Below are 18,405 nucleotides of genomic sequence, written 5' to 3'. Positions count from 1 at the left end.
GAGATATAGAGACTGGAGTGAAGACATATGAAGCATGAAGCGCAGATCGAAAATCGTTATACCCTTGAAAGGGCAAAGGCGTATATAGAGGAACATCGTCACAACGTTAGTCCAGTCTATCGTCTAGGGTATCACCTGATGCCGGAAGTCGGCTGGATGAATGATCCCAATGGATTTATTTATTTTAATGGCATGTATCATATGTTCTATCAATATTATCCTTACGAACCGGTATGGGGACCGATGCATTGGGGCCACGCCGTAAGTCATGATTTGGTGACATGGTCGTATCTGCCTGTGGCATTAGCACCGGATCACCCGTATGATCGCGATGGTTGCTTCTCTGGTAGTGCTATTGTTCAGGATGGAAAACTCGTGCTTATGTATACGGGGCATGTAGTCACCGGGCCAAATAAAGATAAGGATTACCAGCAGACACAGAATATCGCTGTGTCAGAGAACGGAATTGATTTTGTCAAAAGCGAGCTTAATCCGGTCATTGGATTACAACAGATTCCGGAACATGCAAGTCCTAAGGATTTTCGTGATCCAAAAGTGTTTGAACGTAACGGCATGTATTATTGTGTGCTTGGGTCCAATGATGATGCAGGAAACGGAAGTATTCTGCTCTATCGTTCAACAGACTTGCTGAACTGGACTTATGTTAACGTGCTGGCCCAGAGCGACGGAACACTCGGCGACAACTGGGAATGTCCGGATGTATTTTCGCTGGATGATCGGGATGTGCTGATCATGTCTCCGCAGCGTATGCCAGCTCAGGGTGATCATTATCGGAATTTACATTCCACCGTATACATGATGGGAACACTGGATACGGACAAGGGAGTGCTTCAATATGACGAGTACGTTCCGCTGGATTGCGGCTTCGATTTCTACGCACCCCAGACGATGGAGGATGCACAAGGACGAAGAATACTGATGGCCTGGATGGAGACTTGGGAGAGTGAGATACCCACACAAGCATCCCACGCCTGGGCAGGAGCTATGACGTTACCGCGCCAATTGATTCGTAAGGGAGAACGTTTGATATTCCAGCCGCTTCCAGAACTTTCGAAGTACAGACTTGCAGGTGTTGAACAGAAGGCTCGTCCGGTGGAAGATGGCACACATGATCTTGGTATCAGCGGCGATTGTTATGAATTACATGCTGTATTTGAAGCGGCGGAGGCTCAGCGTTTTGGGTTAAAACTGCGCACAAGCGAGCACGAGGAAACCGTTATTACTTATGATGTGCAGGACCGTCGCTTAAGCATGAATCGCGATCGTGCCGGACAGGGACTTGGCGGAGAGCGTGCAACGACAGTAGAACTTGATGAAGGCAAACTGGAGCTTCGCATTTTTGTGGACATTAGTTCAATTGAGGTTTTTATTCAGCAAGGAGAGCAGGTCATGTCTGCACGAATATATCCGGATTCTAGCTCTAAAGGGATTGAAGTTTTTTCACAAGGAAGATGTACACTGACCGAGCTTCGCAAATGGGATTTACAAGTATAAAACGTAATACAGCAATACTCCTTGACCTTGAAGTATACTTCAAGGTTTATTGTTGTTGTATCAACAACGTTTGGAGGAAAAATCATGAAGATATTCGAATGGATTTTCGTACTAATAACGATAGTGGGGGCGCTGGGTTTACCGTTCTATGCGAAAAGGCAGAAGCTTGCGATAGGCATGCTTAGTGCCTTGGTAATCGCATTTCTGCTACATGCTGTGATTGATTCAGTACGGGTGATGTTACTGCCGTCTTATATTGTCGCGCTCATACTCTTTATCCTGTTAATCATTCAAGTAATTAAATGGACTCGCAGTGTTGGAAGTATGACACCGGAAATACGTAAGAAAAAGTCAAAAGGGCGTACCTGGCTTCGCGGCTTGTTGATCCTCATTCTTGCTGCATTCTCCGGTGTTGGGTCAGGAATGCTAACGAGGTATTTCCCGGCATTTACGATGCCTGAACCAACGGGACAATTCGCCATCGGTACATTTTCGCAGCGGATCGTAGATGAATCCCGTGAAGAGACACTTTCCCCTGAAGCTGGAGACAAGCGGGAACTGATGATTAATGTGTGGTATCCGGTCGATCCGCAGGCTGCAAAAGGGATTAAACCGGAGTCGTACCCTGCCGAATTGGGGGAAGCAATCAGTCTGGTGTTTGGCATCCCGCCTCAAGTGTTCAGTTATCTCGATACGATACCTACACACGTGGTAAAAGGTGCGGCGATGTCTAATGCAAGCAGCTCTTACCCTGTTGTCCTGTTCTCTCCCGGTGTCCGTTCGGCTCGTTTTCAGAGTATGACGGCGGTGGAGGAGCTGGTCAGCCATGGCTATATCGTCGTAGGAATGGATCATCCGTATACGTCGGCTCGGGTAACTTTCCCGGATGGTCACAAGGTTTCTTATGATGCAGGGCCTGAATTTGCAACATCGGAAGAACTGTATCAATATAATGTACAGGGAGTGGGCATTCGCGCGGCGGATGCACGTTTTGTAATCGATACGCTTGAACAATGGAATGTGAGCGATCCAAATCAGGTGCTGGAGGGCAGACTTGACCTGAGCCACACGGGCATTATGGGACATTCCTATGGTGGGGCCACAACAGCTGAAGCACTCGCACAGGATGAACGTTTGCAAGCCGGACTCAGCCTGGAAGGTGGATTTTGGGGCAGTGTTTCCAAGTCGTCGCTGAAACAGCCGTTTATGTACATCATGTCTGGCAAGACAGCTAAAAGTCTGGGACCCAATCCTACCGAGCATGAAAAATTATTCTATCCCGAATTCGAACCTGATCTGAAACATGTTATGAATAACAGTCTGAATGATACTTATTACCTGACGGTGGATGGATTTTTCCATCAGAGCTTCACGGATATTGCGTTAATCTCACCGCGTTTGTTTGCCAAAAATATGTCTGCGGAACATAATATCGATATTACGAGAAGTTATGCACTTGCCTTTTTTGACCGTTACCTGAAAGGTGAAGCACAGCCTCTACTACAAGGAAATTCAGCCAAATTTCCCGAAGCATCTTATGATCACGAATATACGAAGATCCGTAACAAACCAACGCAATGATTCAGTTGGAAAGGGGAGAGCGTTGTGCAGACCATGACAAGAGGCCAATTGGCCAAAAAGACGGGCGTAAGTATGGCCACGCTTCGTTATTATGAGGATAGCGGCATATTGCCTGCTCCGCATCGATCCTCCAACGGATATCGCGTATATACCGAGGATTATCTGGTCAAAGTCAAGTTCATCAAGGATGCACAGACACTTGGTTATTCGCTGAAAGCCATACAGGAAACGCTGGAGCTTCTAAGCAATGAGGATATGGAAAAAGAGACGTTAAAAACACTTGTCCGCGAAAGGATCGCCGACATTCAACAGCACATCAATCATCTGGAACAGATGCAGAAAAATCTGGCCGGATTGTTGCTTACACCCGAAGACGATATCGATAGTTATATCCAATCCTTTAGAATAGAGAAGAGAGAGCCGTAATCATGGCTCTTTTTTTCTATTTTAAGAGTAGGCAAGTCGTATGTAACGAGCAGGAAATGTCGGGAGAGAAACGAATATAACGAATACACCGTTTGAATTCTCCATTCGAGGTTGGTTAGCTTGTTCCTAATATGACTTAATCGATGTACATCAGAGAGGAGCACCATCGTTTATGAGGAATATACAAGGTTTTGTTTCTGATTATATTAAAGGTAAAAAACATCTTCATCTTGAGATTGGCATCATTACCAAGGAAGATATCGAGTTTCATTCATTTGGCAATCCCCCAAAGCAGAGCACAGTTGCTCCTGAACATCGTTTATTTGAAATCGGCTCTCTAACCAAATTATTCACAAGTTTGCTTCTACTAGAATTAGAGCATAAACAACGACTTTCCACCGATGATACAGTCAGCAAGTACATAGACCATGGCAATAACGATTATTTTAAAAAAATTACGCTCAAACATCTTGCAACGCACACCTCTGGATTACCCAGATTAGCACCGAACTTGTCCTCGAAAAAAAATCGATACAATCCGTATTCAAAGTATACGGAACAAGATTTGCTTGCTTTTTTAGCTGACGCGGACTATACAGATCAGATCGGTACATTTGAATATTCAAATACAGGTATGGGTTTATTGGGATACATCCTATGTAAAATCACAGATCTTACATATGACGAATTGCTTAAAACATATATCGCAGATCCGCTACATCTTACAGAAACAGCCGTTCTACTGAATACAGAACAGAACAGCCGATTGGTGGATGGACATACATCAACGGGGAAAGTTATGCCTCACTGGGATATGAATGGAGTACACGATGGAGCGGGAGCAATCAAGTCATCTGTTCACGATATGAGTTTATTTGTACAAGCTAATCTCAATGAAGGGCACCCGCTCACCTCAACCATACAACAAAGCCATGTACCTATTCGAATCGGAGAATCAGAGCTTTATTTCGGTTGGCAAGAGGATACGGCGTTGGATCAGAATATGTTGTGGCATAACGGCGGCACCTTTGGTGCTACCAGTTATTTAGCTATAAACAAGAAGCAGGGCGTAGGAGTCGTATTATTGTCCAATTACTGTTTTGGATCAGCCGATCGTGTGGACGAGTATCTGGATGCGATCTATAAGTTTTTTACGAAAAAAGATCTGTATCCGCTCACGTTCCTGGAGCCTGTAGGCAAGGATATACTTGAATCCGTGATGCAAAATCAATGATACAGAATCCATACCAATAAAATCACCACCTCCATTGCTAACCACCGATGTCATTCATCGGGTTTTCTGCTGTGGAGGTGGTTTTGTTTTTTCGCTCAAGTCATACCTGCTTCTCGTAGAAAATGATGCACAATCTCCGTCTGGTACTTGATCCGTACAGCGCGTTTCAGACTCCAGCACGTCTCCACGGTGATAGACTTCGCATGTAGCAACCTCGAAGCCGCTGTCCTAGCGGAGCCCGGCAACTCATGCCGCTTCAGATTAAAATGATGCTTGCCCACCGGTATAGAGCGGTTCATGCGCTCAATCACCCTGCGACAGAACGGCACGCTGGAGCTACCGGGATTGGTGATCAGCGTTTGTCCAAGCACGCGTGGACTGAGTTGTGATAGACCGTTGGCTTCATGCAGATCAAGCCACCAGTCAGGATGATACTCGCGTGCAAGCTTGAACACGGCGGCTGCCAGAGGGTGCTTGGCTTTTCCAGACTTGCGGCGAGGAAAGGTGCGATTCAGGTCGGGTTTACCTCTGATTTTTTTTGCATAAGCCTGCTGATTGACTCTCGGCACAATAATCAAGGTTCCGCGATGGATCACACGCCGTCCCGAGGCACAATCATCGGCAAGCTTCTGTGCAGCGGCCATACTCGCGGTTTCATTGCCATGAACTCCAGATGTAATCATCATGACGGGTCCGGGATTCGTTCCGCGTACGATGTAATAAGGCGCAGCATAGGGACTGGGTGCAGCAAGAACATGTCTGGTCACAAGCATGACCCTCACCTCCGTTACTACAATACGTCATGTCCCTCTTTCATGTAACGGCGTTCGAACAGCCCTGTGCCCCGTTTCATCGTAAAATAGGCCAACCTCTGGTCTAGGGCGTGTCTTGAAACCTACTGAAGTGCATCTTTTACCGCCTTTTCGCCCCCTGCTGCGTCAGTTTCCCTTGACGTGCCCCGGCACACCTGCAGAAAACTTCCTTGCTTGGAGCGAAAATTCAGCAAAATCTGCTTTCTTCAGAGTTTTCAGACACGCCCTAATCAATAGACTTTGTGTATAACATCCTCGAAGTCGGGTTCCTTCATCTCAATATCGTCAATCTCTCCCCACTGCTCCAATTCCTTGAAAATGTCCATCGTACGCCATTCCTTCCGGTTCACCAGTGCAGTGAGCACCTGATTGTCCATACTGGTAACCTGAATGGCGGAAGGTAATACATCTGGCAGTTGAACCTGTCCACGGAAGGCCACACGGATCAATGTAGGCAAACCGATCGTATCCCGAAGGGAGGCGATGGTTCCGTCATAGGTCAGCTGTCCATGATTTATAACCATGACACGGCTACATAGCTGTTCGATATCATCCATGTCGTGGGTGGTGAGCAGAATGGTTTTGCCAAACTCTTCATTTAATGTACGCAAAAACTGGCGAATATTTCGCTTCGCATTTACGTCCAGTCCGATGGTGGGTTCATCGAGAAAGAGTAGCTCTGGATCATGCAGCATGGACGCTGCCAGATCGGCCCGCATACGTTGCCCAAGGGAGAGCTTGCGAACCGGGGTAGCCCAGAAGGATTCGAGATCCAGCAGTTCAGCGAACTGGGACAGTCTTTTCTTTTTGACCTCCGAACTCACACCGTACATCTCTGCCAAAATATCATACGAATCCTTCACAGGTAAGTCCCACCAGAGCTGACTTCGCTGTCCAAACACAACGCCGAGCTTGCGAACCGTCCTGCGTCGTTCCTCATGTGGATTCATCCCGCCAAGCACGACCTCACCCGCTGTCGGGTGAAGAATGCCTGTAAGCATTTTGATCGTGGTGGATTTGCCAGCCCCGTTTGGGCCGATGTAGCCAACAAATTCCCCTTGCCGGATGTCAAAACTGATGTCACGTACCGCTTCTTTCGTTACATATTGGCGTGAAAACAAGGTGCGTATCCCTGAGAAGCGGCCTTCCCGCACGACAGGGGTTTTGAATTGTTTTTGCAGGTTGCGTGCTGTAATCATATTCATGTGTATTTCGCCTCCTCCGTTAATTCATATCAATTGAAAAAATGATTTTACACAGACACTCCGATGACAGAAAACTTCTCTAACTACCCGTACTTTGATATTTAGTCATGCCGAACGCCCAGAAACGTAAGCTGGCTACCAGACATATCACCGCTACCGCAGCAATAAGAGCTAGCACCCACGCGCCGCCTTCACCGCGTAACAAGTAGAGGGATGGAATGTAGTTCACAAATCCGACGGGGATAGCGGTCAGCAGCAGGCTGGACATCCATTTGGGATAGAGGGTGAGCGGATATTGAGCCGCGGTGCGGGCTGCATCCTCTGTGATGACCTGCAACTCCTCGATGCGTGTGGTCCAGAAACCAAGTGTTGCTGTGGCAAGTCCAATGGAAAAAAGAATGATGGCTCCGGTCACAATGACGAATAAGGAGAGTGGGATAACCGTCCAGCCGATCTGCCCGCTGTGCATCATACCTGCAAGTGACCAAAATAGAATGAATCCGCCTTGTAGCACTTCGCCAATCATGATGCGAAAATTCTGCGGCATCAGTGCCAGCAGGACAGGCATCGGCCGGGTGAGCAGTTGGTCCAGCTCACCGCCTACCAGATATTTTTCCAGATGATGCACTTCATTGCCGAATGTACGATATAACGTTTTGGATAACGTCATGATAGCAAAGAGATAGCCAATTTCATGTAAAGACCAACCCTTGATCGCACCGAATTTGTGCAGTACCAACGCGATCATCAGAAATTCGGAAATTTGAATAAGTGCAGCCAGAATAGCTCTCAGCACAAAGTTAAACTTGTATTGCATCCGGCTACGGATGCTTGTTCGAATGAGAATTTTATATAAGTGGAACCAAGAAATAGGTTTCATCCGCCCTGCACCTCCACTTTACGACGTAATACTTTAGTGATAGCAAGACAGAGCAGAGTCATGAACACACACCAAAGCAAGGTTCCCCATAGGAAGGAGCCGTCTTCGAAGCCAAGGTAAATTCGGGTGGGTACATAGAGTAGAAATGGATAGGGCGATAGCCAGGCCAGTTGTTCCAGCCATTTTGGCAGCCATTCCAGCGGGATGAAAAAACCGGCCATCAGGTTCATCAGAGCATGATTGGCCCAGTGTAACCAAGATGACTCCGTCGTCCACATGGAGGTGGCGCCGATAATATAGTTCATGCAGATGGATAAGTACGCCGCACCAGCAAGTGCTAGGGCAGTATAGCCTAAAGTCCAGGCCTCTGCGGGCCATTTCAGGGAAAAAACGATGGAGTAGAGAAGGTAGATCGGAAGGCTTTTGTACACGAATTGGTAGGCGATCTGCCCCCATTCTCGTGCCATCAGGTGAGTGAACAGATGTACCGGACGCATGAGATCCAGTGCGATCTGCCCTGTCCTGACACTGAGCGGAATACCGAGTCCGTTCGTCAGGAAGCCTGAGATCCAGAGTGATGATTGCGTGAATGCAATGTAGCTGATCATTCCCTGTACCCCGTATTCTCCGAGCTGGTGGTCGGCCCCGATGCCGATCCAGAGACAAGCATACATGTAACCAAATATGGCGCTTGCCAGGTTATGTACCATGTGTGCCCCGCGGTATTGCAGGTTTCGGGCGTAGGCTTTGGAAGCCAACGTTAAATAAAGCATATGACACCTCCGATAAGTGGATTGAACGGCGGACCCGTTCACTTCAGTCAAGGCGAAAAAGAGAGAAGGACAACAGCATACCAATTTATCCCTTCACAGGCAAGACATTTTTTTAGAGAATATTGGAACTTGAGGGATTGTTCATGAATGCGCCACAAGACAGGCGAGGGTCAAATCCTTTATAATTAAGAGGTAAAACCGCAAGCGTTTACAATTGTTTTTATTTAAATTTAAAATAACCGCCGGGCATGTGCCTGACGATGGGTAGATGATTACCAGCACGAACAAACCGGCAAGAGAGAAGGATGTCATGAAGAAAATTGCATGGGTTACCGACAGCACCAGTACACTGGATTCCGCTTTTGCGGAGCAAAATCATATCTATATCGTGCCGCTGCGCATCGTATTTGGCGAGGAATGTTACCGGGAAACCGAAGACATCTCGCCCGATACATTTTATGAAAAATTGGCAGTTTCTTCACGCGCGAGCAGTTCACAGCCGCCAATCGGCGAGTTTATCGAACTGTACGAATCGCTGAAGGACAAGTACGATGAGATTATTACGATTCATTGCTCTACGGAACTTAGCGGAACGCTCCACACCTCGATGCAGGCTGCGGACATTGCAGGCGTGACGGTTACCGCAATTGATTCAAGGGCAGGAGCCTATCCTCTTCGGGAGATGATTATGCAAGGCTTGGAATGGCAGAAGCAGGGATGTTCCGCTACCGAGATTAAACATCATATTGAGCAGATGATTGATAACATGTCTTTTTATCTCATTCCTGCAAGTCTTCAGAATCTTCATCGCAGCGGCCGTGTGACAGGAACACAACTGATTATCAGCCAACTGCTCAAAATACACTTGTTGCTTCGATTCGAAGAGGGCAAAGTGGTCGTAAACGAGAAGATTCGCACGTTTAAGCGGACCAAGGAGCGCATGCTCGAGATGCTGAAAAAAGACATGGAGAAGGTTAAACATGTGTGTATTATGCATGCAAACAACCATGAGGAAGCACACACGATTAAACAACAAATCACTGAACTGCTTCCACGCTTGAAAACCGAGATTATGCCGTTTATCCCAGTGGTCAGCATTCATGCCGGGGCCGGTACAATCGGATTGTGCTGGATTCGCGGTGAACAAGCATAACTGTAGGAAAAACGTTGATCAATACTGCTTAGTATTGAAGTGAAGAAACAATCTCATCATAATTAACAACATAAATCTCATCATAAATGTCTTCATAAATCTCATCATAGATAAAATCAAAAAAAACCTGATGGAGCACACTTGAAGCCCAAGTGTCTGCCTGGTCAGGTTTTTTTGATCTGTCATTGCCAATTTCATCAAACTGTGAGGTAATGAAGAAAACGGTCTTATAGAATAGCTTCATAGAAAATGTTTTATACCGGAGGGAAGCCTATGTCAAGTCATCGCTTGCTGCTTGTGGAAGACGATCGTTCGATTAGTGAGATGGTTGGCCCCTATTTGGAAAAAGAGGGCTTTGACCTTACATATGCCTATGACGGTCTGGAGGCAGAACGGCTGTTCAACGAGGCGAAGCCTGGTTTTGCCCTGATTATTCTTGATCTGATGCTGCCGCATCGCAGCGGGATGGATGTTTTGCAAACCATTCGCGCCAGTAGTCTGGTGCCCGTACTCATTCTATCTGCAAAAGATGGGGACGTGGACAAAGCGCTTGGCCTCGGTTTTGGAGCGGACGATTACCTGAGCAAACCGTTCTCTCTGATTGAGCTGACGGCCCGCATCAAAGCAGCCATCCGTCGTGCCAATTATACGGCTCAGCCTGCGGAAGAAGCGGTGCAAGACCACCGAATCATGATCGGCGGACTTGTAGTAGATATGGAAACATATGAGGTAGAACGTGAAGGAGAACCGATCAAGTTAACGTCCAAGGAATTTGGCATTTTAAAATTATTGATCACCCATCCCGGTAAAGTATTCACCAAGGCTCAGATTTACGCGTCCGTCTGGAATGATCATTATTATGGAGACGAAAATATAATCAACGTACATATGCGCCGCCTGCGAGAAAAGCTGGAGGCAGACCCCTCGGCTCCACGTTATATTAAGACGTTATGGGGCATTGGATATAAGCTGGAGGCAGAGCCTGTATGATCATTATGCTGTGGTTGCTCTCTTTATCTACGATATTGCTCGCAAGTGCTGTTATTTTGCTTGGATTAAAGCTTCGTAAACGAAGCACGCATCTAACCTATATTCATAACAAAGTGTCTGGCATTCTGGAGCAGAACACGTTTGAACGTTTGTTAGTATTTGATAGTGATGCACAGGTAAGTCTACTGTTAAACGATATGAACCGGTTGCTGGAGCATGCTCATCTGGCTAAGGCTGACTATGCCAACCAGGAGAAGGAGATGCGCCATATGCTCTCCAACATTTCACATGACCTGAAGACACCGCTTACGGTTGTATTAGGATATAGTGAAACGTTGCTGCACAGTGCGTCTTTGACGGATGCAGAGCGCAGGGTGATGACGGAGAAAATACTGGATAAAGCACAGGAAGTGCTGCGCTTGATACATTCCTTCTTTGATCTCGCCAAGCTTGAATCGGGAGATCGTCAGCTGGAACTGAGCCGGGTGAACATCAGTGAGCTGTGCCGTGTCAAAATGTTATCGTTTTATGAATTGCTCATCAAGCTTGGGTTGCAAGTCGAACTGGACATTCCGGAGCAGGATGTGTTCGTTCGCGCAAACGAAGAGGCACTGGAACGCGTGCTGGACAATCTCATTACCAATGCGATGAAATATGGCGCCGATGGCAAGGAGCTCGGAATATCTATACTGAACCGAGAAGGAGAGCCAGTGACGGTGCAGGTGTGGGATCGCGGAAAGGGTATTCCGGAGCAAGAGCACAGCAGGGTATTTGAACGGATGTACACGCTGGAAGATTCGCGTAATCGGATGTATCAGGGTAGCGGCCTCGGTCTAACGATCACGAAGCGACTGGTGGAACGCATGGGTGGACGTATTGATGTTCATAGCGTGCCACATCAGCGGACGGTATTTTCTTTTACGTTGGAAGAAATGTTGTAGGGCCGTAGAGACTAACGATTCCAAGTTGATGGTTATTCGTATACGGGTCAATTTTCCATCGAAATATCTAAGTAAATCAGGACGTGTTCCAACTTAAGGTTTTTGTAAGATTTGATTAATAAAAAAGCAGACTTTTTTCTTTACAATACAGTTATAAGCACCCCAGCAGGGGGATGTAAAGGAGAATGACCAGATGAGTTATATTGCACGGACCATAAATTTAACCAAGGTGTACGAAGGAACAGAGGTTGTATCCGGGGTTAACATGAATATTAAACAAGGGGAAATTTACGGGTTTTTGGGTCCGAACGGGGCAGGGAAAACAACATTAATGAAAATGTTAACTAATCTTGTTAAACCTACCGCGGGTGAAATCGAACTCTTTGGCGAAAAGTTAAATCCGGACTCTTACGAGCTATTGAAACGAATGGGCAGTATTATCGAGTATCCCTTTTTCTATGACAAACTGTCAGCTTGGGAGAATCTGGATCTGCACTGTGAGTACATGGGGTTTCCTAATAAACAGATGATCGGCAAACATATGGAAATGGTCGGTTTGAAGGATGCGGGCAAGAAGCCTGTAAAGGAATTTTCTCTCGGTATGAAGCAGCGTCTTGGGTTGGCGCGTGCGCTGATCACAACACCCGAGTTGTTAATTCTGGATGAACCGATCAATGGGCTTGACCCGATAGGCATCAAAGAAATGCGAGATCTTTTTAAACGATTGAGCACAGAATATCGCATTACCATGCTGATATCCAGTCACATTCTAGGCGAGGTAGAACAGGTTGCAGACACCATTGGCGTCATTCGGGATGGAAGGCTTGTTGAAGAAGTATCCATGGAGAGCATACGTGGCAGCCATACCGATTATATTGAAGTACAGGCTGCTGATCCCAAGAAGGCTGCATACGTCGTAGAGCATTTGCTACACCTGAGCAATTATAAGCTGTTTGATGAGCAGATGTTGCGTGTCTATGACTCGGATTTAACGACTTCCGATCTTAACAGCAAATTGGTTCAGCACGGGGTTGCGGTGGAGTCGATTTCTAAACGTTCTCATTCCCTGGAAGAGCACTTCATGGGTCTGATGAAAGGGGCTGATGACGTTGTTTAAACTCATTCGTCTGGAATGGCGCAAGCATCGCTTTGCCAGGAATTTTGTGGGTGCAGGCATCGCCGTTGTCAGCATTCTTCTATTTATGATTTTGATTGGTGTTACCGATTTCGGGGCAGAAGATTACGCCTTGGCTGATTACCACGGGGCTTTTACGCTAATTGATACATTTTCCAGGGCAGTGTTTATTATATTTGCTGGTTCCTTGATATCTAAATTGATTATTAGCGAATACAGGGACAAAACGATGAATGTGATGTTTACCTATCCGATCAAGCGGCATAAAATTATTGCTGCGAAGCTAATGTTAGTTTTTATATTTACGTTTACGATGATTATGTTAACGGACATTCTAATGGGTGTGCTCCTGCTGGCGGCAAATCAGTATTATGGTTTTATTACGGAGCCGCTGGCATCAGCAGATTTAGGGCAGCTGGTCCTTAAATACACAATCAGTTCAGTCTCTGCTGCCGCTATGGCTCTGATTCCTCTGTTCTTCGGTATGCGCAAGCATTCCGTGACGGCTACAATGGTTGCTTCCATTTTTCTTGTTCTCATCGTATGCTCGGGTTTTAGCGGTTCCAATGGACCTACATTGTCGGTCAATAACATCATCGTGATTCCGTTGACCTTGGGTGCAATAGGCTTATGGATTGCTACACGTTCCATGACACGATTGGAAACGAAAGATTTGAATTAAGACAGATCTCTTTTTATGCTGAAAAAGCATGCTGCATACGGCCTCACATGGCATTGACATCCGCTCGTACAAGGGATAGGATAGTGTCAACTGAAACACGAAGGAGAATAGAACGACCATGACGATTCCAAAGACATTAACTATCGCTGGCTCGGATACGAGCGGTGGCGCAGGCATTCAAGCGGATTTGAAAACATTCCAGGAGCTGGGCGTATACGGTATGACCGTACTAACAACGGTTGTTTCCATGGAACCTGAGACATGGGATCACCAGGTGTTTCCTGTTGAATTAAATGTAGTCGAAGCCCAGCTTCGCACTGTATTGGACGGGATTGGTTTTGATGCGATGAAGACAGGCATGCTGGGTTCAGTCGATATCATTGAGCTGGTGGCGAAACATATTCGCCGCAGTGGTTTGCCACAGATCGTTATTGATCCGGTTATGGTTTGCAAAGGTACGGATGAAGTGCTGCAGCCGGAAAATACTGAAGCCATGATCGAATTTTTATTGCCAGGAGCAGATCTCGTAACGCCAAATCTGTTTGAAGCTTCCCAACTGGCAAAGAGTGGTCCGATTCGCTCCAAAGAGCAGATGGAAGCTGCCGCAGCTACAATTCATGCGCATGGTGCCAAGCATGTCCTGATTAAGGATCGCGGTGTGATCAATCCAGGTAAAGCGATGGATTTGCTTTATGATGGGACAAACTATGAATGGTTCGAAGCTGATGTTGTAGGCTCCGGGTATACTCATGGTGCGGGATGCACAACATCTGCTGCAATTACGGCCGGGTTGGCCCGTGGCCTATCGGTGAAAGAGGCTGTGCGTGAAGGGAAAGCTTTTGTAACCAAAGCGATTGCTGGCGGATTCCCGTTGAACCGCTTTGTTGGTCCTACACTTCATGTGGCACATCGTTTGGAACATCAACGTTAATCAAGGTTTGGAATGCACTTATCCGGAGTAGGAAAGGCTGCATGACATTGCATAATTTTGATTAGCATATCTATAAATTTCATCTCAGGAGCGGTCAACACACAGTGTATTACTTGTTGGCTGCTTCTTTTTTTGCGCATTTTGATAAAAAATAGTAACTTTTGGTATATATTAATCGTATATATGATGGAGCCGATTCTTGCGTATAACTGGATTGATCTGGATAAACCAGGACACATGAACGACACATGAAGCAGGTATGTTAACTGTAGAAATAGAGAAGGAGAGTCGGTCATGATCAGAACCGTGCTTCTGGTAGAAGATGAAAGCCGCATTCGTGAGATTGTGGCCGATTATTTTATAAAAGAACAATGGAATGTTATTGAAGCTGAAGATGGAGTGCAGGCACTGGAACAGTTGGCTTTGCATGAGGTAGACCTGGTCATTTTGGATGTATTGATGCCTGAAATGGATGGGTGGACATTATGTGGTCATATTCGTTCCACTTCTGCCGTACCTATTATCATGCTCACCGCAAAGTCGGAGGATGATGACAAGATTCACGGATTCCAGTTAGGTGTAGACGATTATGTGACCAAGCCGTTCAGCCCCCGCGTTCTGGTTGCGCGGGCGGAGACGCTCATGAAACGAGTGGAAGGGGCAATGGGGCGAGAGCAGGGTGTGATTCGTTTTGGCGAAGTTACCCTGGACCCCTGGGCCAGACGTCTGGAGAGAAGCGGAGTTGAGGTAGAGCTCGCACCCAAGGAATATGATCTGCTGCTCTATCTGGCTCGGAATGCGGGTATTGTCTTATCCCGGGAAGCGATCTTAAATCGGATTTGGGGATTTGATTTTGAAGGTGATTCCCGTGTGGTAGATACACATATCAAAAAGCTCCGCAGTAAACTGGGCGATGAAGCAAAGTGCATTCGCACCGTCATTGGTACAGGGTATCGGTTTGAGGCAGAAGCATGAGAAGAAATGGCGTAACGATGAAGCTGTTTCTGGTCATGGCCGGATTTGTGGTCCTGCTATATGGGACAACGGTGCTTGCCCAGCTGATCTGGTTCCCCGATTTTTACCAACACCAGAAGATTACCAGTATGAAAAAGAAGCTGTCCAAGTTTGAACAGCAATACTCTGCCAGTCACTGGAGTGATCTGCAACTTGCCAAGGAAACGGGCAGGTTCATGCGTCAAAATCAATCCCATCTCGTCATTTTGACGAACACAGGCAAGCTGGTGAACGATCCTTTTCACATTACATTGCTTCAGGAAGACGGCAAACGTGTGAAGGTGTCCCTGTCTCTTTTTATTAATAGTGAGAACGCGGGCTGGATCAGATCCCATCTAAAGTTTGGTCAGAAACTGACGGTGAAGGGTCCCTCCAGCGATCAGGATCAACCAGAACCTATGGTATATCCTTTCAAAATCCAGGATGGGGCTTCTAACGCATGGGGGACAGAAGGCTTTCAGGAGTCTTTATTACCTGTGCAGGAGTGGACAGGGGTGCTAACAGAGGTCGTGCTGCCTGACCTTGCTACCTGGAGTCAGAGGCAAGGGTTGCTTGTGCAGGCTCTGGACAGTCGATTCCCGTTGTCGTCAGAAGACCAGAAAAATCTGTCTAATGGCAAAATGATCAACGAAGAATGGACGGAGAGCTGGAGCGGAGTGCGTAACATCGTTACCATTGCTCCTGTGCACCGTGCCGGTGCGGAGCAACAGTTGATTTTCTCGCTCACCTCCCTGCAGGAGGTTCGGGAAGCGAATGAAGCTACTCGTTTATTCTATGGATACTTCGGTATTGGCGCGTTTGTGCTGATTCTGTTGCTCGCCCTGTTACTTTCCAAAATCATAACCAAGCCGCTGCTCGCTTTGAATCATGTGGCGAAAAAGATGTCCACGCTCGATTTCACGGTGAGATCATCGATCCGGCGCAAGGATGAGATTGGGAGCCTTTCTGATAGTCTGAATGCTTTATCAGGCACACTGGGTCAGACGCTGGAAGAGCTTAAACAGGCCAACGATCAGATGCGTACCGATATGGAATTGAAACAACAGATTGAACAGCGTCAGCGTAAGTTTTTTGCCGATGCTTCTCATGAACTCAAGACACCGATCAGCATTATTAAGGGATATTCTGAAGGGCTGAAAGACGGTGTGAGTGAAAACAAGCGGGAGCGCTACATTGAAGTCATTGTAGATGAAGCCATCAAGATGGAAACGATGGTGGAGGAAATGCTGGATTTAGTTAGACTGGAATCTGCTGCAATTCAACTGAATACCGGAGCGATTGCTCTGTCTGACATGATCGAAGATATTGCTGGGCGCCTTGGGCCCCAGTTGAAAGATAAAGGACTTGAAGTGGTACTTGTCTCCACAACGGAGCAGACCATTGAAGGGGATCGCAGCAAGCTGGAGCAAGTATTTTATAATATTATGATGAATGCTATACGCCACGCGGTTCCGCAAACCGATATAATGATTGAGATTAGCAGGCATGACGGTTGTGTTCATGTCACGATTGAGAATAAAGGCGAACACATAGCGGAAGAGGAACGTCAATATATATGGGAGAGGTTCTATCGTGTAGAGCGCTCGCGCAATCGCAAAATGGGAGGGACTGGGCTAGGCCTGGCCATTGCGAAACAGATTCTGGATCTGCACGGATGTGGTTATGGTGTGGAGAATACACCGGATGGCGTACGTTTTTATATTACATTTCCTAAAGCCTAGTATGAAAGGAAGTTAAATTTTATGAAGTCTTTACCATCCATTTTAACCTTGGGGAATTTAAGTTCGGGGATGCTTGCGGTCATTATGGCGATTCATGGGGAGTTTGCCTTGGCTGTGACAATGATATGGGTAGCGATGTTCTTTGATTTGTTTGATGGATATGCAGCACGCAAACTTCATTGCGAAGGGGAATTTGGCAAGGCACTAGACTCGCTCGCCGATGTGGTTTCCTTCGGGACAGCGCCCGTGCTGATTTTGTACCTCAACTCGATGACGGAGGTTGGGATGCTCGGTATGGCACTGACGGCCCTGTTCCCGGTATGCGGAGCGCTTCGTCTTGCGCGTTACAACTGCCAGAAAACACCCGTTAGCGGTTTTGTCGGGATGCCAATTACGTTTGCAGGTGGGTTGATGTCTTTCTTCGCCCTGTGGAGTCCTTATTTTAATCAAGGTGTAGCGTATCTTGTTATTGTTGTATTATCCGGTCTCATGGTTAGTCAAATCCGTTTCCCTTCACTGAAGCAAATACTGCCCTCTCATGAGAAGGATATTGTGGAACCGAAATAAGGAGCGAGTCAAGTATGGAGTTTGCTAGAGAATTTATTGGTCAGTACGGATATTTTGCAATTTATGGATTACTTGCTCTTGGCGTCATTGGGATGCCGATCCCGGATGAGGTGATGATGACCTTTGTCGGTTATCTCGCCTCCATCTCGGTTCTGAATTATTCCGTGTCCATCGCGGTCAGCTTTGGCGGAGCGTTTACAGGTGGGCTACTGAGTTATACGATTGGCAGAAAAGCGGGCAGACCCCTGTTTGACAAATATGGTAAATGGATCGGCGTAAATGCCAAGCGGTTCAGCAGGGTGGAGACATGGTTTCTCAAATATGGGTCCTGGTCTATTATTCTCGGTTACTTTATCCCGGGCATTCGTCATCTGATGTGCTGTTTCTCCGGCATGAGCCGAATGGCGATGGGCAGATACGTTATTGTTTCTAGCATTGGCGCATTTGCCTGGTGTGTCGTGTTTATCTCGATCGGTTTTTATGTGGGTGTGTTAACCTAGATTGGACAACCTTTTGTGTCATACGGACGGACTAATTTCTTAAATACATCTTAGGATTGAAGACCTCTTTGCGTTTAAGGTGGTCTTTTTTTGCTGTGTATATTTTTTATGAAAAGTAACAGTAACAGCAATAGCAGAAGCAAACCAGCAGCACACCAAGAAGCCCATCAGAAGCACGCCAGAAGTACACTAGAGTACACCAAAAGCTCGCGAACCAAACCAGAATCTCATCAAAACTATACCAGACACACGTGAGAACTAAACCAAGAACTACATCAGAACTACAACAGAAGCACAACAGCAGCGTACCAATAAGCAAATCAGAAGCGCATCAGAACTACACCA

General features: G+C 46.7%; 19 protein-coding genes. 14 read left to right on the top strand and 5 right to left on the bottom strand.

Translation table 11 applies throughout. The features are described 5' to 3' along the window. Positions 1 to 27: 27 nt before the first annotated feature. The 4 genes from AC1VYS_RS24670 (at position 28) to AC1VYS_RS24655 (ending at position 4,756) form a co-directional block, all read left to right on the top strand. A complete protein-coding gene (locus AC1VYS_RS24670) occupies positions 28 to 1,515 on the top strand; it encodes a glycoside hydrolase family 32 protein (RefSeq protein ID WP_482911863.1) in 1,488 nt (495 codons plus the stop codon). A gap of 84 nt (positions 1,516 to 1,599) precedes the next feature. Beyond that, the gene (locus AC1VYS_RS24665) at positions 1,600 to 3,096 is read left to right on the top strand and encodes an alpha/beta hydrolase family protein (RefSeq protein WP_482911862.1); all 1,497 of its coding nucleotides are present in this window, start codon (positions 1,600 to 1,602) and stop codon (positions 3,094 to 3,096) included. 33 nt (positions 3,097 to 3,129) lie between these two features. Beyond that, the gene (locus tag AC1VYS_RS24660) at positions 3,130 to 3,522 is read left to right on the top strand and encodes a MerR family transcriptional regulator (RefSeq protein ID WP_285889025.1); all 393 of its coding nucleotides are present in this window, start codon (positions 3,130 to 3,132) and stop codon (positions 3,520 to 3,522) included. 172 nt (positions 3,523 to 3,694) lie between these two features. Continuing rightward, the gene (locus AC1VYS_RS24655) at positions 3,695 to 4,756 is read left to right on the top strand and encodes a serine hydrolase domain-containing protein (RefSeq protein WP_482911861.1); all 1,062 of its coding nucleotides are present in this window, start codon (positions 3,695 to 3,697) and stop codon (positions 4,754 to 4,756) included. Between the two features lie 95 nt (positions 4,757 to 4,851). Here AC1VYS_RS24655 and AC1VYS_RS24650 read toward each other — a convergent pair whose 3' ends face one another. The 4 genes from AC1VYS_RS24650 to AC1VYS_RS24635 form a co-directional block, all read right to left on the bottom strand. Further along, the gene (locus AC1VYS_RS24650; RefSeq protein ID WP_482911860.1) at positions 4,852 to 5,529 is read right to left on the bottom strand and encodes a M14 family metallopeptidase; all 678 of its coding nucleotides are present in this window, start codon (positions 5,527 to 5,529) and stop codon (positions 4,852 to 4,854) included. A gap of 269 nt (positions 5,530 to 5,798) precedes the next feature. Then, positions 5,799 to 6,767, bottom strand: coding sequence for an ABC transporter ATP-binding protein (locus AC1VYS_RS24645; RefSeq protein WP_482915114.1), 969 nt, complete (start codon positions 6,765 to 6,767; stop codon positions 5,799 to 5,801). An 85-nt stretch (positions 6,768 to 6,852) separates the two neighbouring features. Further along, on the bottom strand, positions 6,853 to 7,653 hold the full coding sequence (locus AC1VYS_RS24640; RefSeq protein ID WP_482911859.1) for an ABC transporter permease: 801 nt from the start codon (positions 7,651 to 7,653) through the stop codon (positions 6,853 to 6,855). Then, the gene (locus AC1VYS_RS24635) at positions 7,650 to 8,426 is read right to left on the bottom strand and encodes an ABC transporter permease (RefSeq protein ID WP_482911858.1); all 777 of its coding nucleotides are present in this window, start codon (positions 8,424 to 8,426) and stop codon (positions 7,650 to 7,652) included. The genes AC1VYS_RS24640 and AC1VYS_RS24635 overlap by 4 nt, the downstream gene beginning before the upstream one ends. Positions 8,427 to 8,694: 268 nt before the next feature. On the opposite strand from AC1VYS_RS24635, the gene AC1VYS_RS24630 reads away from it, so the two are divergent. Continuing rightward, positions 8,695 to 9,579, top strand: a complete 885-nt coding sequence (locus tag AC1VYS_RS24630; protein ID WP_482911857.1) for a DegV family protein — start codon at positions 8,695 to 8,697, stop codon at positions 9,577 to 9,579. A 28-nt stretch (positions 9,580 to 9,607) separates the two neighbouring features. Here AC1VYS_RS24630 and AC1VYS_RS24625 read toward each other — a convergent pair whose 3' ends face one another. After that, a complete protein-coding gene (locus AC1VYS_RS24625) occupies positions 9,608 to 9,823 on the bottom strand; it encodes a hypothetical protein (RefSeq protein WP_482911856.1) in 216 nt (71 codons plus the stop codon). A gap of 29 nt (positions 9,824 to 9,852) precedes the next feature. Between AC1VYS_RS24625 and AC1VYS_RS24620 the strand changes: the two genes are divergently transcribed. The 9 genes from AC1VYS_RS24620 to AC1VYS_RS24580 all read left to right on the top strand — a co-directional run bounded on the left by AC1VYS_RS24620 (position 9,853) and on the right by AC1VYS_RS24580 (position 18,060). Next, a complete protein-coding gene (locus tag AC1VYS_RS24620; protein ID WP_482911855.1) occupies positions 9,853 to 10,569 on the top strand; it encodes a response regulator transcription factor in 717 nt (238 codons plus the stop codon). Positions 10,570 to 10,574: 5 nt separating this feature from the next. Then, complete coding sequence (locus AC1VYS_RS24615) at positions 10,575 to 11,510, top strand: sensor histidine kinase (RefSeq protein WP_482915113.1); 936 nt, start codon at positions 10,575 to 10,577, stop codon at positions 11,508 to 11,510. Positions 11,511 to 11,703: 193 nt separating this feature from the next. Continuing rightward, positions 11,704 to 12,627, top strand: a complete 924-nt coding sequence (locus tag AC1VYS_RS24610; protein WP_482911854.1) for an ABC transporter ATP-binding protein — start codon at positions 11,704 to 11,706, stop codon at positions 12,625 to 12,627. Continuing rightward, positions 12,620 to 13,327, top strand: a complete 708-nt coding sequence (locus AC1VYS_RS24605; protein WP_482911853.1) for an ABC transporter permease — start codon at positions 12,620 to 12,622, stop codon at positions 13,325 to 13,327. The genes AC1VYS_RS24610 and AC1VYS_RS24605 overlap by 8 nt, the downstream gene beginning before the upstream one ends. Before the next feature lie 118 nt (positions 13,328 to 13,445). After that, a complete protein-coding gene (gene thiD / locus AC1VYS_RS24600; protein WP_482911852.1) occupies positions 13,446 to 14,258 on the top strand; it encodes a bifunctional hydroxymethylpyrimidine kinase/phosphomethylpyrimidine kinase in 813 nt (270 codons plus the stop codon). A gap of 294 nt (positions 14,259 to 14,552) precedes the next feature. Continuing rightward, entirely contained in the window at positions 14,553 to 15,233 is a 681-nt protein-coding gene (locus tag AC1VYS_RS24595; RefSeq protein ID WP_482911851.1) for a response regulator transcription factor, read from the top strand. Continuing rightward, the gene (locus tag AC1VYS_RS24590; protein WP_482911850.1) at positions 15,230 to 16,993 is read left to right on the top strand and encodes a sensor histidine kinase; all 1,764 of its coding nucleotides are present in this window, start codon (positions 15,230 to 15,232) and stop codon (positions 16,991 to 16,993) included. Before AC1VYS_RS24595 ends, AC1VYS_RS24590 begins: the two co-directional genes overlap by 4 nt. Before the next feature lie 21 nt (positions 16,994 to 17,014). Further along, positions 17,015 to 17,560, top strand: a complete 546-nt coding sequence (gene pssA / locus AC1VYS_RS24585; RefSeq protein ID WP_441930952.1) for a CDP-diacylglycerol--serine O-phosphatidyltransferase — start codon at positions 17,015 to 17,017, stop codon at positions 17,558 to 17,560. A 14-nt stretch (positions 17,561 to 17,574) separates the two neighbouring features. Beyond that, positions 17,575 to 18,060, top strand: coding sequence for a DedA family protein (locus tag AC1VYS_RS24580; protein WP_482911849.1), 486 nt, complete (start codon positions 17,575 to 17,577; stop codon positions 18,058 to 18,060). Positions 18,061 to 18,405: the final 345 nt, after the last annotated feature.

The organism is Paenibacillus sp. G34 (assembly GCF_056856875.1).
Note: the sequence above shows the minus strand (reverse complement) of the source record. Positions and strands in the feature narration are given on the sequence as shown.

What these genes read in the sequence shown, in the direction of transcription:
- AC1VYS_RS24670 (WP_482911863.1), top strand. Translation starts at nt 28, where the DNA reads ATGAAGCATGAAGCGCAGATCGAAAATCGTTATACCCTTGAAAGGGCA.
- AC1VYS_RS24665 (WP_482911862.1), top strand. Translation starts at nt 1,600, where the DNA reads ATGAAGATATTCGAATGGATTTTCGTACTAATAACGATAGTGGGGGCG.
- AC1VYS_RS24660 (WP_285889025.1), top strand. Translation starts at nt 3,130, where the DNA reads ATGACAAGAGGCCAATTGGCCAAAAAGACGGGCGTAAGTATGGCCACG.
- AC1VYS_RS24655 (WP_482911861.1), top strand. Translation starts at nt 3,695, where the DNA reads ATGAGGAATATACAAGGTTTTGTTTCTGATTATATTAAAGGTAAAAAA.
- AC1VYS_RS24650 (WP_482911860.1), bottom strand. Translation starts at nt 5,529, where the DNA reads ATGCTTGTGACCAGACATGTTCTTGCTGCACCCAGTCCCTATGCTGCG.
- AC1VYS_RS24645 (WP_482915114.1), bottom strand. Translation starts at nt 6,767, where the DNA reads ATGATTACAGCACGCAACCTGCAAAAACAATTCAAAACCCCTGTCGTG.
- AC1VYS_RS24640 (WP_482911859.1), bottom strand. Translation starts at nt 7,653, where the DNA reads ATGAAACCTATTTCTTGGTTCCACTTATATAAAATTCTCATTCGAACA.
- AC1VYS_RS24635 (WP_482911858.1), bottom strand. Translation starts at nt 8,426, where the DNA reads ATGCTTTATTTAACGTTGGCTTCCAAAGCCTACGCCCGAAACCTGCAA.
- AC1VYS_RS24630 (WP_482911857.1), top strand. Translation starts at nt 8,695, where the DNA reads ATGATTACCAGCACGAACAAACCGGCAAGAGAGAAGGATGTCATGAAG.
- AC1VYS_RS24625 (WP_482911856.1), bottom strand. Translation starts at nt 9,823, where the DNA reads ATGAAGCTATTCTATAAGACCGTTTTCTTCATTACCTCACAGTTTGAT.
- AC1VYS_RS24620 (WP_482911855.1), top strand. Translation starts at nt 9,853, where the DNA reads ATGTCAAGTCATCGCTTGCTGCTTGTGGAAGACGATCGTTCGATTAGT.
- AC1VYS_RS24615 (WP_482915113.1), top strand. Translation starts at nt 10,575, where the DNA reads ATGCTGTGGTTGCTCTCTTTATCTACGATATTGCTCGCAAGTGCTGTT.
- AC1VYS_RS24610 (WP_482911854.1), top strand. Translation starts at nt 11,704, where the DNA reads ATGAGTTATATTGCACGGACCATAAATTTAACCAAGGTGTACGAAGGA.
- thiD (WP_482911852.1), top strand. Translation starts at nt 13,446, where the DNA reads ATGACGATTCCAAAGACATTAACTATCGCTGGCTCGGATACGAGCGGT.
- AC1VYS_RS24595 (WP_482911851.1), top strand. Translation starts at nt 14,553, where the DNA reads ATGATCAGAACCGTGCTTCTGGTAGAAGATGAAAGCCGCATTCGTGAG.
- AC1VYS_RS24590 (WP_482911850.1), top strand. Translation starts at nt 15,230, where the DNA reads ATGAGAAGAAATGGCGTAACGATGAAGCTGTTTCTGGTCATGGCCGGA.
- pssA (WP_441930952.1), top strand. Translation starts at nt 17,015, where the DNA reads ATGAAGTCTTTACCATCCATTTTAACCTTGGGGAATTTAAGTTCGGGG.
- AC1VYS_RS24580 (WP_482911849.1), top strand. Translation starts at nt 17,575, where the DNA reads ATGGAGTTTGCTAGAGAATTTATTGGTCAGTACGGATATTTTGCAATT.